Genomic DNA, 16,678 nt, shown 5'->3' with positions numbered 1-16,678 from the left:
CCGCCGCCAGCGCCTCCTCCATCCGCTCGCCGCAGCGGACCAGGGGGCGCTCAGGGAGCAGCGCGCGGCCTTCGTCCGCGGCGGCCGCGCCGGCCATGTCCGCCAGTCCTGCGGCGGCAGCACCCGCGGCGGCGGTTTCCGCTGCACCCGGGAACCACGATCGCGCCGCCTGCAGCCGCTCCGCCACCTGGCGCCAGCGGGCGCCGTGATCGACCAACCAACGGTCCAGCCGCTCGCCGTCCCGCCTGATCTGGGCGAACTGGGTTTCGAGGAGCCGCTTGTGCTGTTCCAGTTGCTGCTGGCGCTGGTAAACGTCCGATTGCGCCCGCTCCTGGATGAGCGCATCGCGGCGGCCGCGCACCTCGTCCCGTTCGGCGGCCGTCGCCGTGAGCGCCGCTTCCGCCGCCGCGAGTTCTTCCCAAGCGCGGGCGATGGCGTCCCGGAGCGCGGCCACCGCCCGTTCGCGCTGGTCCAATTCCGCCCGCTGGCACAGGTAGTCGTACAGGCGGACCTTCTGCTCCGCCGCCTCCAGCAGGCCAAACGTCTGCTCCATCTCCTCGAGGGCCTTGACGCGGGCCTCCACCACCCGCAACTCCTCTTCGAGGCGCCGGTAGTGGCGGATGTTCTCCCGCATGTCGGCGATGTCGAGGTCCGGTTTCACGTCGCACACAAAGTCGGAAATGAAACCGGAGATGTCCATGATGGGCGTGAACGGGACCGCTTTGCGGAACAGGCGGAAAAACTTCTCGCGCAGGTTCCCCATCCGCGCGAGGAAGGTCTGCTGGTACGACTTGTTGCTTTCGTACATCTCAAACCGCCCGCGCCGCTGGCCGCCCCACTGCTTGAGCCCTTGGATGTCGAGCGGCACCCCGTCGCGGATGAAGTGGAAGTCGGGCAGCGGCTCGTTCAGGTAGAAAAACCTGGCGTCGTACGTCGCGTCCGGATGGCAGTCGAACACGGCGCCGAAGCAAAACGCCTTTTGCTTCGACCCTTCCCCCTCCACGAACTCGAGGACCACGTAGGAAGAGAACTCTCCTTCCCGCAGGCACACCACCCGGTCGTCCTCCTCGGCCACCTCGCCGCGCAAATAGCCGCGCAACGTCCGCCGCGACTGCTCGTTCGCCGCCTTATTGAAGTAGTGGCCCGTGGTGTCTCCGAGCACCACCAGTTGCAGCGCGTCGATGATGGTCGACTTGCCTGCCGCGTTCTTCCCGGTGAGGAACGTGACGGGCGCGAACTCGATGACCTCGTGCACGATGTAGTGCCAATTGACGAGCAGCATTCGCCGCAACCGCTTCACCGGCCCACCCCCTCCGCGTTCATGTCTCCCCGGGCGTCTGCGCGCATTGGCGCCTCATCATCGTCCGCCGCTTCGTCCGCATCCGCCTCGGCCCACGCATCCATGCCGTCCTCGCCGCTGTCCTCGCCGGCCCACTCGCCGCCGTCCGCACGTTCCCCGGCCGCCCCGGCGGCGAACGCGCCCGCGGACCATCGTTCGTACAGGTGGTGGATCCGCTCGTCCGGCACCGCGAGCAGGATGCTCGGGTAGATCAACCACCGGCTCTCCAACTCGTGCGCAAACCCGTCCACCCGGGCGATCACGTTCAGCCGCCGCAGCCGGTTGAGCGCTGCCGCCAAGTTTGTCGCGGCGACGCGGCGATCCAGAAGGCCGAGCGAAAACAACCGCGAGAGCACGTCCTGCAACGAGACCACCACCTCGCGGCGCATGGACACGGTTTCCATCGCCTCCTCGTATACGAGGCGCAGGGCGTACAGCAGGTAGGTGGTGTACTTGTCCATCTTCGCCCGGTTGCGTCCGTAGCGGTTATACAGCGCCATCACGCCGCGCCGTCCGTCCGCCTGCAGTTCGAAGCCGCCCGCCCGCAGGTACGCCTGGAACAGCGCCAAGTGGCGCTCCACGAACCGGTAATCGCGGTTGGCGGCCAACCGGCGCTCCCTTGGGTCCCACTCGTCGCGCACCAGGAACGTCTCGTCGAACAAGCGGCTGATGACGCGGGCGAACTCCTCGCGGTCGTGATCGGACAATGCGTGGTACGCGCCCTGCCAGTCCACGCTATCCCTCCTTCCGGACGAAGGTGATCTGCGGCACGCCGTAGTCACCGACGCGGACCAGGTCCGGCTTGTCCTCCCCGCCGTCTGCGTCCGTCCAGTCGATCTCGTACGGCATCTCCGGTTCATCCGAGCGCACCACCGCCACCATGGTGCGCAAAAAGTCGTCCAACTCCCGCAACCGCAACGCAGAAGCCGGCAGCCGCGCACGGTCTCCCATTTGCTCGCGAATGAACGCTGCGATCCGCTGCGGCGAGAAAATGGCGTTGGCCCGCTCCACGAGTTCCCGCGCCTCCGCCGCGAACGCCGCGTCGTCCGCGCCCGCCGGGCGCCGCAACGGCTGCGGCCGGCCGCGTTGCCGCCGGCGCGGTTCCCGGTAGAGTGCATCGGGATCGGCATAGCGGACCTGGAACAACGGCAATTCCCGCATCGCCTCCAACAGCGGGTGATGCACATCTGCGGTGAGGGGCGGCAGCGCGCGCAACAGCTGCACGAGCTTCCCCTTGACATCCCGGTCGGTGTTGAGCAGGTACTGCAGCCGGTCCACCGACGCCCGGCTGTAGTGGGCGTTGCGCCGGTCAATCTCCTGCAGCAGGTCGTCGAGCGACTCGAACGTGTCGGCGATGAACTGGATCCGCTGCACCACCTCGGCGCGGGCATCTTCCGGGGTCAGGTCCGGCCGCTGACCCAACAGCGAGGCGGCCATCTGCTGCAAGAGGCTCGGCGACGCAAGCCAGTCGCGCAAGATCTGCAAGACCCGCGGCCGGAAGCGGTAGACGCTGTCGAACGTCTTGAGCGGGTGGTACATGGCGATGGCCACCGCCACTTGGTAGCTGTCGAAGTGCTCTGCCAATAGCTCGCGGATCTCCTGGCGCAGGTGCAGGTTTTGGTAATAGGTGTGAATGTTGTGCAACAGCGCGCGCAGGCTTTCCCGCAGCGCGATGGTGTGATCGTGCGCCGACTGGAGCGCCTGCAGCATGAACTCGTCCCGCTCTTCGTTCGCCGTGCGCAGGTTGGAATACACGGAGTAGACGATGGCGTTGTACCGCTGTTCGGCCGGGTGGACGATGCGGTAAAGCGCGTCGAGCAGGACACTCGCGTACCGGGGGACGATGAGGGTTTCGTCGAACCCGGTCTCGTCCGGTATCGCCTGCAGCCAGCCGGTGGCGACGAGCCGCCGGATGAGGGCGTGCGCCTTGCCCGAAAGCGTTCCGGCGTCCGGCATGTCCGCATCCAGACCTCCGCTTTCGGTCAACCCCTCCCCTGCGGCGCCTGCATCCGGCAGGCCAGCATTGGATGAGCCCCCATCCACCCACGGAACACGGGCGTTCGCATGCGGAAGCGAGAACGCTTCCCTCTGCACGGTATCCGCCCGCCCGGATTCCGTTTCTCGAACATCCCCGTCCGCGAACGGATCGTCCAACGCTTCGCTGTCATCCGACCAGCCGGCCAAGTCCCGTTCCATTTCGCTGATGAGATAGGTCACAAGATCCCCGCGCCGGAACCGGATTTCGCGTTGGTAACAGTTCCACAGCACCATCAAGGCGCGGAAGTAGACCGCCCGCTGCCGAGATGCCAGCAAAGAGAACAGGTTGTGGGGCACCACTTCGAACAGGTCGCGCATACTTTCACTGTAACATCCCGCCGCACAACAGGAAAGGCTGCGCGCAAGCCGTGCTGTCAGGTGACGGTCAACGTCACCACCGCGTAGCCGGGATCACGCGTATCCTGAACGCACGAGCACCGCACGGCGTACGGAAGCCGGAGCGCCGACAACCACAACGCGGCATCGACATACGGGACGCGAAACATGGTGGTTTGTCCCGGGCGAAGTCCCGAAAGTGCCGCGGTCAATGAGTTAAGACGCGTAAAGGTGTATGCCGGTTGCTCGACGAATAACCCTGTTTCCTGCAAAATACGCTGGTCCTCTTGGTTTGCCGAGCGCGCCAACACCTGGACAATGTCGGTATCGGCAGGGGGGACCTGCGACCGGTCCCACGTATGGGTCCGCGCCAACTGCGCCGAGGTGAGATTGAAATAACCGTATGTCACGCGTCCCGGGACATCTGGCACCGGATCGTCCCAGGTGGTGTCCAAATGGTACCACGTTCCATTCAACTCCACTTCATTCCATGCATGGCTGCCCGAGCCGGATGGACTGGTCGCGGTCCCGACGACGATGACGTTGGGAATGCCTGCGCCTCTCAATAATTGGTAAGTCAGCATCGTGTACCCTTCGCATGTGGCAGACCGTGCGTACAGGGCGTCGTATGCACTGTCGCGGCGCAGGGTCGTGTCATAAGAGGTATGCAGGACGACGAAGTCGTGAATGCCCTTCTCCTTCGCGTACACATCCATTCCCGGTTTGAGGATCTCCTGCAGGATCTTCCGGACCCCCTGCAGCACAGCGGCATACTGCGCCTTGGTCTCCCGATACCGGACCGCAAACACCGCCCGATTGCCCCACAGCGGACTCGACGTCAAGACGAAACGATACGACGCCACATCCAGCATGAGGTAAGGATCGCGAGCCAAGGCATCCTTCACTTCTTGCTGCAACGCGGCCGCCGAGGATGTGCCGACGCGCAGGGTGAACACCGGTTCTCTGGCTTCCATGTGCGACAAGATGGATGGTTCGTCCGAGGCAGACGATGCGAAGGCGTCCGCAGGTAACCAAACCCCGGCAAAGATGACCGCCGTCAGCAAACCTTTGCGGATGGCCGACGTCCACACCTTGCTCACTGACCTGTTCACTCCTGTCGTGCGAAAGTGCAGATGCGCCATCTTGCTGTACGTCGACATCAAGGTGCTGGTGCGGTGGATGTTATTCCGCTCCTGAACCGTTCAACCGTTCGAGCAGTCCCTCCAGCTGCTCATCGCTGAACGCGCCTTGGCTAAAGGCCACCAGCCCGCGCAGCGGCGTGTACCGGAACAGCGCTTCCGCGAACTCGGGCGCGTCGCGCAGCATGTCCGCCATCCCCGAGCGGGTGGTGAACGCCTCGAACACCTCCCGGAAGACGGGCGCGGCGTCGGGATCGGCAAGCACGTCGCCGACGAGCGAATTGCGGGTGTAACTCTTGCGCCGGCGGGCGGTGGACTCGACGTACACCCGCTGCGCCAAAGCGATGTCCCGCGACGACGGGCCGACGAGGATGTCGAACTCCCCGCTCTCGACCATCCAGTCTTGGCGCGCCACGTCCCAGTACGCAAACGCCCGCTTGTCGAGCACAAGCGTGACGGACTTCTCCTCGCCCGGCGCCAGTTCGACCTTCGCGAAGCCCTTCAACTCCTTCTCCGGGCGGATGACGCTCGACACCACGTCCCGGACGTACAGCTGGATGATCTCCTTGCCCGTGCGCGATCCGGTGTTCTTCACGGTGACCGTCACGTGCAAGGTGTCGTCGTCGCGCAGCGACGTCTTATCCACCGTCATGGACACGTACGCGAACGTGGTGTAACTCAAGCCGTACCCAAACGGGAAGAGCGGCTCGATGCCTTTCGCATCGTAATACCGGTAGCCCACGAACAACCCTTCCCGGTACTCGACGCGATCGCCCTCGCCCGGGAAATTGAGGTACGACGGGTTGTGGGAGAGCCGCACGGGGAACGTCTCCGCCAGCTTCCCGCACGGGTTGGCCACGCCGAACAGGATGTCGGCGATCGCGCCGCCCATCGCCTGCCCGCCCAGGTAGCACTCGATGAGCCCCCGCACGCGATCCAGCCACGGCATCTCCACCGGTGCCCCGTTGGCCAGCACGACGACGGTGCGCGGCTGCACCTCGGCCACCGCCTCGATCAGCCGCACGTGGTTCTCCGGCATGCGCATGTGCGGACGGTCGTACCCTTCCGATTCATAGCGCTCGGGGAGGCCGGCGAACACCACCGCCACGTCCGCGGCTGCGGCCACCGCCCGCGCCTCGTCGAGGAGCGCCGGATCGACGTCGTCGGCATCCAGGCTGTATCCCGGCGCATACAGCACGCGCGCGTCCGGGCCGGCCGCCTTCACAATCTCCTCATACGGGATGTCGAGCCGCGTCGGATGGACGTGGGAACTCCCGCCGCCCTGGTAGCGCGGCGACCTGGCGAACGCCCCAATCACGGCGATGGTCCCGCCTCGGCGCAGCGGCAGGATGTCGCCTTCGTTCTTGAGCAGCACCATGCTCTCCCGGGCCGCCCGGCGCGCCAATTGGTGGTGCACCGCCACGTCGTACGTCGCGCCCTCCTTCCGGTTGGCAACCGCCCGCAGCACCACGCGCAGAATGCGCGCGACCGCCTCGTTCAACACCGATTCGGGGAGCTTCCCCGCCTGCACCGCCGCGACGATCTTGCGGTCGCCCACGCCGCCGTTGCCCGGCATCTCCAGATCCAACCCCGCTTCAAGCGCAGGCACACGCTCATCCACCGCACCCCAGTCGGAGACGACGAACCCGGTGAACCCCCAGTCCTCCCGTAACACGCGGCGGAGCAGAAACACATTCTCTGCACAATACGTGCCGTTGACCCGGTTGTAAGCGCACATGACCGTCCACGGCTGCCCGTGCCGCACCGCCGTCTCGAAGCTGGCCAGGTAGATCTCCCGCAATGTCCGCTCGTCCACCACCGCGTCCACCGACAGCCGGCGGTGCTCCTGGTTGTTGGCGGCAAAGTGTTTGATGGACGTCCCGACGCCCTGGCTCTGCACCCCGCGGATGTGGCTGAGCGCCAACTCGCTCGCAAGCAGCGGGTCCTCGGAAAAGTACTCGAAGTTGCGGCCGCACAAGGGCGAACGCTTGATGTTGACCGCGGGCCCGAGCAGGATGGACACGCCTTCCGCCTGGCACTCCTCGCCGATGGCTTTGCCCACTTCCTGCAACAGCTCCCGGTCCCACGAACACGCCAACGCCGCGCCCGACGGGAAGCAGGTCGCCGGCACGCTGTCCATCAGCCCTCCGCCTTCCCGCTGCTTGCGCAGGCCGTGCGGGCCGTCCGTCATCAGGATGGACGGGATGCCCAGCCGCTCCACCGGTTTGGTGCGCCAAAAGTCGAGCCCGCTGCACAACCCCGCCTTCTCTTCCAGCGTCATGGCCGCGATCCATGAACGAATCTGTTCTTCCAATTGCTGCTCGTCCACAAGCATCCTCCTTCATGATCATGCAGGGGGTTCTGGTTTTGATTCGGAATTTGCACGAACGAAATACTGGAATCGGAATTTGCACGAACGAAATACTGGAAATGGAAGAGAGAGAATCAAGAAGTCGCCGCCTTGCTTGGCGGAAATCCTCACTTGACCTTGTTTCACGATTGCCGTCGCGACTTCGGTCATCGTATTTCCATGAACCCATCATACCATTGCATTCTTAGTATTTGGATTATTGATGGTCAGTGTGTATGGTGACGCGAACGACACGGACGACTTGAAATTGACTGCCGAATTGGATCAATCATGGCAAACCCACCCCCTCATGGGCTGCATCGCACGACTTAGGGCAAAGTTTACGTCAAAGAAGGCACTCAAGGTATCGGTAAAATGACGTATTCATGGGTCACGTGATGTGGCGCACAACCACAAACCGATGGTTGCGGGATAATGCATGACGAATGAACGTGCCGGGAGGCCAAGATATGGAACGATATTCACTGCACTTCCGGGATCGACCCGTACAGGGCTTGTTGCAGAAGGGACAAAGCAAATTTCTCCTGCTTTCGCTCGCTCCTGGCCAAGGATTGACAAACCACCGGGCGCCGATGGCACTGGCGGTGATTGTGCTCAGCGGGACAATCCGGTTTCTCGTGAACGGTCAGGCTGAGATCCTGCGCAATTCCGACATGCTGGTGCTGGACGCCCATGTCGAACACGCGGTGGAAGCACTGGAACGAAGCGTTGTGCTGCTGGTGCTGGTGCCCGACACACCGGGTCAGAATAGCTAAAAAAGTTACTGTACCACCGGGAGGAGAATCCGGCATGCACCCTACCGCCAGCGCAACCCCAAGCCGGCCACATCCATGGGGCCGAGACTTCCATGTGAATCCGCTCATCGTCATCTGGGAGGTGACACGGGCCTGCCAACTCCATTGTCTGCATTGCCGGGCAAAAGCCCAGCGTCACCGGCACCCATTGGAACTGACGAAGGAAGAAGGGCTTCGGTTGATAGACGAGATCGCCGAGATGGACCGGCCGCTGTTTGTATTGACCGGCGGGGATCCGCTGGAACGGGATGACTTGTTCGACTTCATCCGCTATGGAACTCAGCGGGGACTTGAGGTGGCCATGACGCCGAGCGCCACGCCACGCGTCACCCGTGATGCACTCAAGCGGGCGCAGCAAGCAGGACTTGCGCGGTGTGCGTTCAGCCTCGATGGATCCGAACCCGAGATCCACGACCGTTTTCGCGGCACCCGCGGTTCGTACGACCTGACCATCCGAGCACTCGGATGGTTGCGGGAGCTTCAGATGCCAACGCAGGTAAATACCACCGTCACGCGCCACAATCTGCATGACCTGCCGCGGATTGCCGACCAAATCGAGTCATTCCGGCCGGTCCTCTGGAGCGTGTTCTTTCTCGTGCCGACCGGGCGGGCCCGCGCTCAAGACATGGTGTCGGCGGCTGAAGCGGAGGAAGTCATGGCGTGGCTGTGGGAGCAGTCGAAGTCGCGGCCGTTTGCCATCAAGACGACCGCGGCGCCGCACTACCGCCGGGTCATCCTGCAGAAGCAGGCAGCAGAAGCGACAGAGGACGGGAGGGGAAGCGAATCGGCCGGGAAGCACGGGACAGGAGGGCGCGATGCGACGCCTGAGCCCAAGCGTGCTTCAGGTCCAGCGATCCGCGTACCGAACATCCCCGCTGGACCCGATACCCCACGCACGCCGCGGACCGTCAACGACGGGAACGGGTTCGTATTCATCTCGCACACGGGAGACGTATACCCAAGCGGGTTTTTGCCGGTGACGGCCGGGAATATCCGCAAGGTCCGGTTGGCCGATATCTACCGCACCAGCCCAGTCTTTCAAGCCCTGCGCAATCCCGCGCTGCTCAAAGGCAAGTGCGGCGTCTGCGAGTTCAAGTTGGTATGCGGCGGTTCGCGCGCCCGCGCCTTCGCGATGACAGGAGACTATCTGGAAAGCGATCCGGCCTGCGCCTACGTTCCACGCGTTGCGTCCACATCAGGTTCCCGCGACAGCGGGCATCGTGACATCCCGGGGCCCGCTTTCGGCACCCATGGTGAAGACAGGGCGTACGCAGATTAGGCAAATCGCGCCCATTGCGCCTGATACAGCCGATAGTACACGCCTTGTTGCGCGAGCAACGCTTCATGGGTGCCGCGTTCCACGACACGGCCACCGTCGATGACAAGAATTTGATGTGCGCGCCGGATTGTGCCGAGCCTGTGCGCAATCACAAAGCTCGTGCGGCCTCGCATCAAGCGCCACAGCGCCTCTTGGATTTGCAGCTCCGTGCGCGTATCCACGCTCGAGGTTGCCTCGTCCAAGATGAGAATAGACGGATTGGCCAAAATCGCGCGGGCAATCGTCACCAATTGGCGTTGACCGTGGCTCAAATTCGTGCCTTCGGGCCGGATGTAGGTGTCATACCCGTCCGGTAAACGGCGAATGAAGTGATCGGCATTCGCCAGCCGCGCCGCCGCCTCCACTTCTTCGTCGGTCGCGTCCAGGCGCCCAAAACGGATGTTCTCGCGGATGGTGCCCGAAAACAGATATGCCTCCTGGAGCACGATACCGAGTTGGCGCCGCAGTGCCTCCTTATCGAAACGGCGGATGTCGATCCCGTCGATATAAATGGCACCCTGGTCTGCATCGTAAAACCGCGTCAACAGACTGACCATCGTCGTCTTGCCGGCGCCCGTCGGTCCGACAAGCGCGATCGTTTCACCCGGCTTCGCATGGAGTGAAACATCTTTGAGCACAAGGCAATCGGGTTCGTACGAAAAGCTCACGTGGTCAAACACCACCTCGCCGCGCAGATGGCCGGGTACGATGGTGTCATGTTCCTGGCCGTCCGACTCCGAAGGCTGGTCCATGATCTCAAACACGCGCTCGGCCCCCGCGATGGCCGCTTGGACGAGGTTGTACTGGTTGGCGAGCTGATTGACCGGTTGGCTGAACTGGCTCGCGTAGTTCAGAAAGCTTACGATGACCCCGACCGTGATCACGTGATGATACGCGAACACTCCGCCGGCAAAGGCAATCACGGCGAACGACAGGTTTCGCATCATGTTCATGACCGGTCCCATGGAGCCAGAGATGGATTGGGCGCGTACGCAGACGCGGCGCAGACGGTCGTTGCGCTCGCGAAATTGCTCCGTCACACGTTGTTCTTGATGGAACAATTGAACGATTTTCTCGCCGCTGACCATCTCCGCCACAAACCCGTTCACCTGGCCGAGTTCCCGCTGTTGCTCCGCGAAACAGCGGCGGGTGAACTTGGCAACGCGTTGAGCGATGAACGCCGTGACAGGGATGACCGTGATGGTGACCAATGTCATCCACAAGCTTTGCCAGATCATCATCGCCAGGCAACCCGCGAGGCTCATGATGCTCGCAAGAAACTGTGTGACCGTCTGGTTGAGCGTGTTGGAGACGTTGGCGATGTCGTTGGTCACCCGGCTCATGAGGTCGCCGTGCGACCGCTGGTCGATGACACTGAGCGGCAACCGCAGCAGCTTGGCAAACAAGTCGCGGCGCATTTCCTTGACCGTCTGTTGCGAGACGCTGACCGCCACGTACTGTTGCACAAAGGTGGCCGCGACGCTGATGAGATAGACCGCCATCAGGAGCAGGCACATCGCCGTCAGCTGCTGCGGGTTGCGGAACGCGATGGCGGTATCCACCGTGCGCCCGAGGAGGTAAGGGACGTACAGCGTCAGAAACGTCGCCACGGCGGTGCTCACCACCACAAGCCACAGGTGCGCGCGCCGTTGGCGTAAGTACGCCCACAAGCGGACGATAGTCGTGCGCCCGTCTTTCGCGCGCGCCTTGACCACGGGGCCGCGCATGGGCCCGGGCTGCAGCCCCACCATCTGAAACGGATTCGGTTGTAGCGAATTCACGTTGCGTGCCTCAGCCAAGGTCCGCAGCCTCCTCCCGTAAAGCGGTTTGTCCCGTCAGGGTTGATTCCACGGGGTTTTGCCCTGTTTGCGACGCATAGATGTCCTGATACACGGGGCACGTGGCGAGGAGTTCGGCATGCGTGCCAAACCCGGCGACCCGTCCGTCTGCGAGCACCAAGATGACGTCACAATCGGCAACGGACGAGATCCGTTGCGCAATCAGAATGACGGTCGCACCCGCGAACTGCTGCTGCAAGGCAGCCAGCAGTCTCGCTTCCGTCGCCACATCGAGCGCGCTGGTGCTGTCGTCCAGGATGAGAATCTGCGGCTTGACTAAGAGTGCGCGGGCGATGGCAATCCGCTGCTTCTGGCCGCCGGAAAGCGTCACGCCGCGCTGGCCAACCACCGTTTCATACCCGTGCGGGAAACTGGTAATGAATTCGTGTGCCTGGGCCACACGAGCCGCTTCCACAATCTCGCGTTGGCTGGCCCCAGGCCGTCCAAAGGCGATGTTGTCGCGGATGGAACCCGTAAACAGCAGCGCTTGTTGCGGTACCATGCCGATGTGCTGGCGCAACCAGCCGAGATGAAGTTGACGCACGTCCACGCCGTCGAGCAGCACCTGGCCTTCGGTCGGGTCGTACAGGCGCGCCAGCAAGTGGGCGATGGTGGATTTCCCGGATCCCGTGGCGCCGATGATGCCCAACTTCTGACCGGGTTTCACCTCGAATGACACGTCATCCAGAACCCGCCGGCCATGGCCGTCGCCGTACGAAAAACCGACATGGCGAAACGCAATTCTTCCCTGACACCGCCGCGGCAAGACGGCGTCGGGAAGATTGTGAATGTCCGGCTCCGCCCTGAGCACGTCTGCAATACGATGGGCGGATGCCATGGCTTGGGACGCGTTAACCAGCATTGCGCTCACCATCATGAGCGACGTCAAGACCTGCGTCGTGTAATTGATTCCCGCCACAACGTTGCCTAACGGCAGCATCCCGCGCCAAACGAGGTGCCCGCCGAACCAGATAACGCTCACGATGCTCAGGTCGAGCACCAGGTTCATGTACGGTGTGTTCACGACCATGATCCGCGCCGCGCGCATGGCCGCCCGCGTGTACGCTTCGTTGGCCTCTTCAAAGCGCGCGATGGCGTAGGCGGAGCGCGCAAACGCCTTGATGACGCGGATACCGGCCAGGTTTTCTTGCACCGTACTGTTGACGTGATCGAGCGCGCGTTGACTTTTCGCAAAGCGTGGGGATGCCACCTTGAGCGAGACGTACAGGAAAACACCGACGAACGGCGCCGCGATGAGCAAGATGATGCCGAGCTTGCGGTCGAGAATCAGCGCCATCACGATGCTGCCGAGGGCAAGACCAGGCCCGCGGATCAGCCCTTGCTGCAGCTGTTGCATGAGGTTCTGCACTTGCGTGACGTCGTTCGTCATCCGCGTGACGAGCGTCCCGAGAGAGAATGTGTCCAGGTTCCGAAACGAGAACGTCTGGACCCGCTCGAACAGGGCTTGGCGCAGGTCGGCGCCGAAATTTTGCGAAACGATACTGGCCAAGACGTTGCACCCGACGCCGGCGGCGAGCCCAAAGAAGGCAGCGGCCACCATCCACAGGCCCACGCCGATGATCCGATGCAGGTCTCCGCGCAATAAACCTTGGTCAATCAGGCGGGCCATCAGCGCAGGCTGCGCGAGGTCCATGGCCACTTCCAGCAACATGCAGACCGGCGCCAACACGGCCACCCGCCAGTAGGGGCGGAACAACGGCAACAGGTTGCGCATTGGGCGACCCTCCTGCTTCCGTATCGTCATCAGGCGTTGGTTTCCGCGTTTTCGCCCAGGTCCTCGTCGTCCCCGCTGGCGGCGCCGTGTTCGCCTGCGGCGGGTGCATCCTGTTCCAGTCCTTGCGGGGCGGGCGGCGAGGTCTTTGCACCACCTGTTTCCCCCTTGGCAGATGCATCTGCTGCGGCGGCGAGATCGAACATGGCGATAAACTCGTCGCGCACCGTTTCGATGGCTTTCAATTCGCCGGTCAACATCGGGCGGATGGACGCAAATTCGGGCTGCTCCAACTGCCGCAACAGCGTAGCGCGGCGCACGTTCAGTATCTCAAGGAACGCGATGGCGCGGCCCCGCCGGAACGTCTGCGGACCGGCATGGCGCGGCGGGGTGTGCGGCTCGCCGCACCATTCGTGTTTGGGGTGATGGTGCATGTGTTTGTCACGCATCAAAACGCACTCCTTTGTATTCATTTGAATTTGATATGTGATAATGTATACGAATGCATACGAAACGTCAACTCTGCGCAGTTGGTTCCGCCACAACCTGGACAGAACAAAGTCAACACCTTACGTTTCCGTGTTCATTTATCGACGTTTCGAATAAAATTGGCCATTGCCTCGTTGGACAGAGACGATTATCATCGGTCATGCAATATCTTCCATGCGAGGTGACGGGGCGTGGAATATGTGAAACTCGGGCATACTGGGTTGGATGTATCGCGCATTTGCTTTGGGTGTATGGGATTCGGGGAGCATCCGCCCGGCGAAAAGACGTGGCACATTTCTGAAGAACAAGCGCGGAGCCTCATTCAAAAAGCGTTGGCAGCAGGGATCAACTTTTTCGATACCGCCAACGTCTACTCCCGAGGTTCAAGTGAGGAGATTCTGGGCCGAGCGCTCAAGGATTTTGCTCGCCGAGACGAGGTCGTCATTGCCACGAAGGTGTTTTTCCCAATGCACGACGGCCCCAACAGCCGTGGCTTGTCCCGCAAGACCATCATGACCGAGATTGACAACAGTTTACGACGGCTGGGAACCGACTATATCGATCTTTATCAAATCCACCGTTGGGATTATCATACCCCCATTGAGGAGACCATGGAGGCCCTCCACGATCTCATCAAAGCGGGGAAGGTCCGCTACATCGGGGCGTCCGCGATGTACGCTTGGCAGTTCATGAAAGCGCTTGGCGTAGCGGACAAGCACGGCTGGACGCGCTTTGTTTCCATGCAAAACCATTACAATCTCATTTACCGCGAAGAAGAACGCGAGATGATGCCGCTGTGCCGGTCGGAAAACATCGCCGTGATCCCGTACAGTCCTTTGGCCGGGGGGCTGCTGGCGCGGGATGTGACGGTGGAAACCCTTCGTTCGCAAACCGACCAGGTCTTGCATCAGAAGTACGACAGAATGTTGGAGCATGACCGGGTCATCATCGACCGCGTCGGGGAATTGGCAGCCAAACACGGTGTACCGCGTGCGCAAATCGCCTTGGCATGGCTCCTGCACAAACCGGGTGTGACGGCCCCGATTGTCGGTGTGACGAAGGAGCATCACCTGACCGACGCCATCGCAGCCCTCGACATCAAGCTGACACCCGAAGAGATGGCCTATCTGGAAGAACCGTACGTGCCGCATCCTGTCGTGGGCGCACTGTGAATATGGAATGTGGTACTGCCGACGGTACGAAGGGGGCGCCAAGCCCCCTTCCTCCGCTCACCTTTCTGTCGAATGCGTTCGTGCCGGTCCATACGCTGCCGAAGTGGCTGCAGTGGGTTGCCAACGGCAACCCCTTGTCCCATCTCATCAGCGCCGTGCGCGAACTCGCCAACTCAGGCCAGATTGGCCACGAATTTGCGATCTCGCTCCTCGCCGCGGCCGTCATCGCCCTGGTGTTCGCGCCCCTCGCGGTACGGGTGTACATGCGGAAGGCGTGACTCGTTCGGACAAAGCCCTGAAACACCGGCCCGCGGTCACCCCCGCGGGCCAGGTTCGTTTCCTGTATCCCGACTCCGGTTGGTCAATCATCCCGTGTCATCATGCTCGTTGCTCGTCGTGGCAGCCGCAGTGACAAGCATCCTCGACACCGCGGGCTTCTTGCACCGCCTCCCAACCTTCTTTGACAACGAAGTACACCAAGGCTAAAGCTGCGACGGCGTCTACCCACCACCAGCCAAAGAGTGCGGTACATGCCACGCCCCCAAGTACTGTCCAAGCCATGTACGCGCAGACCATACTACACAATCCGTCCGCTTTCAGCGCCTTGCTGCCGATGTGCTCCCCAATGCGAATTTTGGCCCGTGACAGGATGGGCATGACGATTCCTGATACCAGAGCGACCATCACACCGATGATGTTGGACTCTGCGCCTTGGTGCGTCCATAGTTTATAGACAGCCGATACCACGATATAAATCACGAGTAGAAGCAGCGCAATGCCTACAATCCATGAAGCGCCCCTTTCGGCACGCTCGACGCGCTCATCCGATGCTCCGCTTGCCTCAACATAGAGACGCCACAACAGCACCACACCTGCAATCAGCTCAATCACACTGTCCGCACCGAATGCGACGAGAGCCAGCGAGTGTGCCATCCACCCGGTCGCAACGGCGACTGCGGCCTCCATGACCATCCATATAACGGACAACCACTCCACCGCGATACCGCGTCGAACCTGTAACGCTTGCGTTGCCAAATTCGTCACGCACCTTCGTATACCCTGACAACGGCGATTCTACCTTCATGGTCTGGCGATGTCAAGGCGCCTTGCCGTTTGAGGTTGAACGGTCTTTGATCATCAGGGCCATGATGACGCCCAGGGCGCTTATTCCCGCAACCAGGCAAATCACGTCATGAAACCCGGAAGCCATCGCATGCGCCAATTCATGGTGCATGGGTGCTGGCAACGTAGGCAGAGCTAGCCCTGCACCCTGGCCTTGGAAGATGCCGGGCAGCCCGAGGTGCCTGACCGCCTGTAGGATGTGTACGTGTTCCCGGACTTGAAAGAAGGTCACGATCAATGCAATCCCGAGTGTTCCGCTCACACGCTCGACCACGTTGAACAAGGTATTGCCGTCCGGTACTTTGTCTGCAGGGAGCGGCTTGATGAATCCGTTGAGGAGTGGTTGCATCACCAGTCCTATCGCGAATCCGCGACCACTCAGTACAAACGCCACGAGCCAAGCGGGAGAAGTCTCCGTCACGGCCAGGACCCCGAATGTGCTGACGGTCAGGATGATCATACCCAGTACGACGGTTCGGCGTACCCCCCACCGGGCCAACCCGTGATTACCCAACACCGTACCGATCCCGGTGATGAGTCCTTGGGGCAGCAGAGCCAACCCCGCCACCACGGAGGACCTGCCCTGAATCACCTGCATGAACTCCGGTACCAGCACCATCACCGCAAATGTGACGATAGAGACAAGTGCGGTCAATGCCAGGACCAGTACCTGTTGCGGGCGGCGTACGAGGACGATATCGACAATCGGTTCCTGACAGCGGATCGCCCATGTTGCGTAGGCCGCCAACAACATGGCCCCAACGGCCCAGTAAGGCCAAGCGGACGAGGAGAACCACAAAGTCCTGGATTGAGGTTTCTACTACTGAATCTTGACAGGGACTGGCCAAATTAGTATGCGTGTCAACTCACGAAAAAATCTAACCCAAGGGGAAGTGGATCACTCATATGAAAATCAAACGATTTGACCCTCCACTTTGGGCAGTTCAGGAGCCGGTTGGGGCGGCGTCGCTGTGGATAACCCATCCGGTCC

13 protein-coding genes and 1 pseudogene are annotated in these 16,678 nt (G+C 62.0%); 4 read left to right on the top strand and 10 right to left on the bottom strand.

The annotated features are described in order from the left end of the window. The 5 genes from IEX97_RS11570 to IEX97_RS11550 form a co-directional block, all read right to left on the bottom strand. On the bottom strand, positions 1 to 1,300 hold a 1,300-nt coding region (locus IEX97_RS11570; RefSeq protein WP_188883183.1), incomplete at its 3' end, for an ATP-binding protein. Then, a complete protein-coding gene (locus IEX97_RS11565) occupies positions 1,297 to 2,073 on the bottom strand; it encodes a DUF4194 domain-containing protein (RefSeq protein ID WP_188883181.1) in 777 nt (258 codons plus the stop codon). The genes IEX97_RS11565 and IEX97_RS11570, both read right to left, overlap by 4 nt. A 1-nt stretch (position 2,074) precedes the next feature. Further along, positions 2,075 to 3,694: a Wadjet anti-phage system protein JetA family protein gene (locus IEX97_RS11560; protein ID WP_188883180.1), complete on the bottom strand. Its 1,620-nt coding sequence runs from the start codon at positions 3,692 to 3,694 to the stop codon at positions 2,075 to 2,077. A gap of 56 nt (positions 3,695 to 3,750) precedes the next feature. Next, a complete protein-coding gene (locus IEX97_RS11555; protein ID WP_188883178.1) occupies positions 3,751 to 4,812 on the bottom strand; it encodes a transglutaminase domain-containing protein in 1,062 nt (353 codons plus the stop codon). A gap of 82 nt (positions 4,813 to 4,894) precedes the next feature. Further along, on the bottom strand, positions 4,895 to 7,165 hold the full coding sequence (locus IEX97_RS11550) for a glycoside hydrolase family 3 C-terminal domain-containing protein (RefSeq protein ID WP_229776853.1): 2,271 nt from the start codon (positions 7,163 to 7,165) through the stop codon (positions 4,895 to 4,897). Between the two features lie 506 nt (positions 7,166 to 7,671). Between IEX97_RS11550 and IEX97_RS11545 the strand changes: the two genes are divergently transcribed. Beyond that, positions 7,672 to 7,977, top strand: a complete 306-nt coding sequence (locus IEX97_RS11545) for a cupin domain-containing protein (protein ID WP_188883176.1) — start codon at positions 7,672 to 7,674, stop codon at positions 7,975 to 7,977. 34 nt (positions 7,978 to 8,011) lie between these two features. Then, positions 8,012 to 9,295 carry a TIGR04053 family radical SAM/SPASM domain-containing protein gene (locus IEX97_RS11540; protein WP_188883174.1) on the top strand — a complete coding sequence of 428 codons (1,284 nt, stop codon included), beginning with the start codon at positions 8,012 to 8,014 and terminating at the stop codon, positions 9,293 to 9,295. Here IEX97_RS11540 and IEX97_RS11535 read toward each other — a convergent pair. Genes IEX97_RS11535 through IEX97_RS11525 form a run of 3 tightly spaced genes read right to left on the bottom strand, consistent with a single transcriptional unit; the run spans position 9,292 to position 13,353 of the window. After that, complete coding sequence (locus IEX97_RS11535; protein ID WP_229776852.1) at positions 9,292 to 11,133, bottom strand: ABC transporter ATP-binding protein; 1,842 nt, start codon at positions 11,131 to 11,133, stop codon at positions 9,292 to 9,294. The two genes, IEX97_RS11540 and IEX97_RS11535, sit on opposite strands and share 4 nt — an antisense overlap. After that, entirely contained in the window at positions 11,126 to 12,907 is a 1,782-nt protein-coding gene (locus tag IEX97_RS11530) for an ABC transporter ATP-binding protein (protein WP_188883172.1), read from the bottom strand. The genes IEX97_RS11535 and IEX97_RS11530 overlap by 8 nt, the downstream gene beginning before the upstream one ends. A 29-nt stretch (positions 12,908 to 12,936) precedes the next feature. Beyond that, positions 12,937 to 13,353, bottom strand: a complete 417-nt coding sequence (locus tag IEX97_RS11525) for a hypothetical protein (protein WP_188883187.1) — start codon at positions 13,351 to 13,353, stop codon at positions 12,937 to 12,939. Between the two features lie 231 nt (positions 13,354 to 13,584). On the opposite strand from IEX97_RS11525, the gene IEX97_RS11520 reads away from it, so the two are divergent. Continuing rightward, a complete protein-coding gene (locus IEX97_RS11520) occupies positions 13,585 to 14,565 on the top strand; it encodes an aldo/keto reductase (protein WP_188883170.1) in 981 nt (326 codons plus the stop codon). Positions 14,566 to 14,618: 53 nt separating this feature from the next. Continuing rightward, a pseudogene (locus IEX97_RS11515) lies at positions 14,619 to 14,843 on the top strand (ABC transporter permease); the annotation flags it as partial. Between the two features lie 100 nt (positions 14,844 to 14,943). On the opposite strand, the gene IEX97_RS11510 reads toward IEX97_RS11515, so the two are convergent. Both IEX97_RS11510 and IEX97_RS11505 read right to left on the bottom strand, forming a co-directional pair. After that, positions 14,944 to 15,561 (bottom strand): cation diffusion facilitator family transporter, encoded by a 618-nt coding sequence (locus IEX97_RS11510; RefSeq protein WP_229776851.1) that lies wholly within the window; start codon positions 15,559 to 15,561, stop codon positions 14,944 to 14,946. Positions 15,562 to 15,661: 100 nt separating this feature from the next. Continuing rightward, the gene (locus IEX97_RS11505; RefSeq protein WP_188883167.1) at positions 15,662 to 16,435 is read right to left on the bottom strand and encodes an MFS transporter; all 774 of its coding nucleotides are present in this window, start codon (positions 16,433 to 16,435) and stop codon (positions 15,662 to 15,664) included. Between the last annotated feature and the right edge of the window lie 243 nt (positions 16,436 to 16,678).

Origin of the sequence: Paenalicyclobacillus cellulosilyticus (assembly GCF_014647315.1) — a bacterium.
In the GTDB taxonomy this organism is placed as follows: Bacteria; Bacillota; Bacilli; order Alicyclobacillales; family Alicyclobacillaceae; genus Alicyclobacillus_J; species Alicyclobacillus_J cellulosilyticus.
Note: the sequence above shows the minus strand (reverse complement) of the source record. Positions and strands in the feature narration are given on the sequence as shown.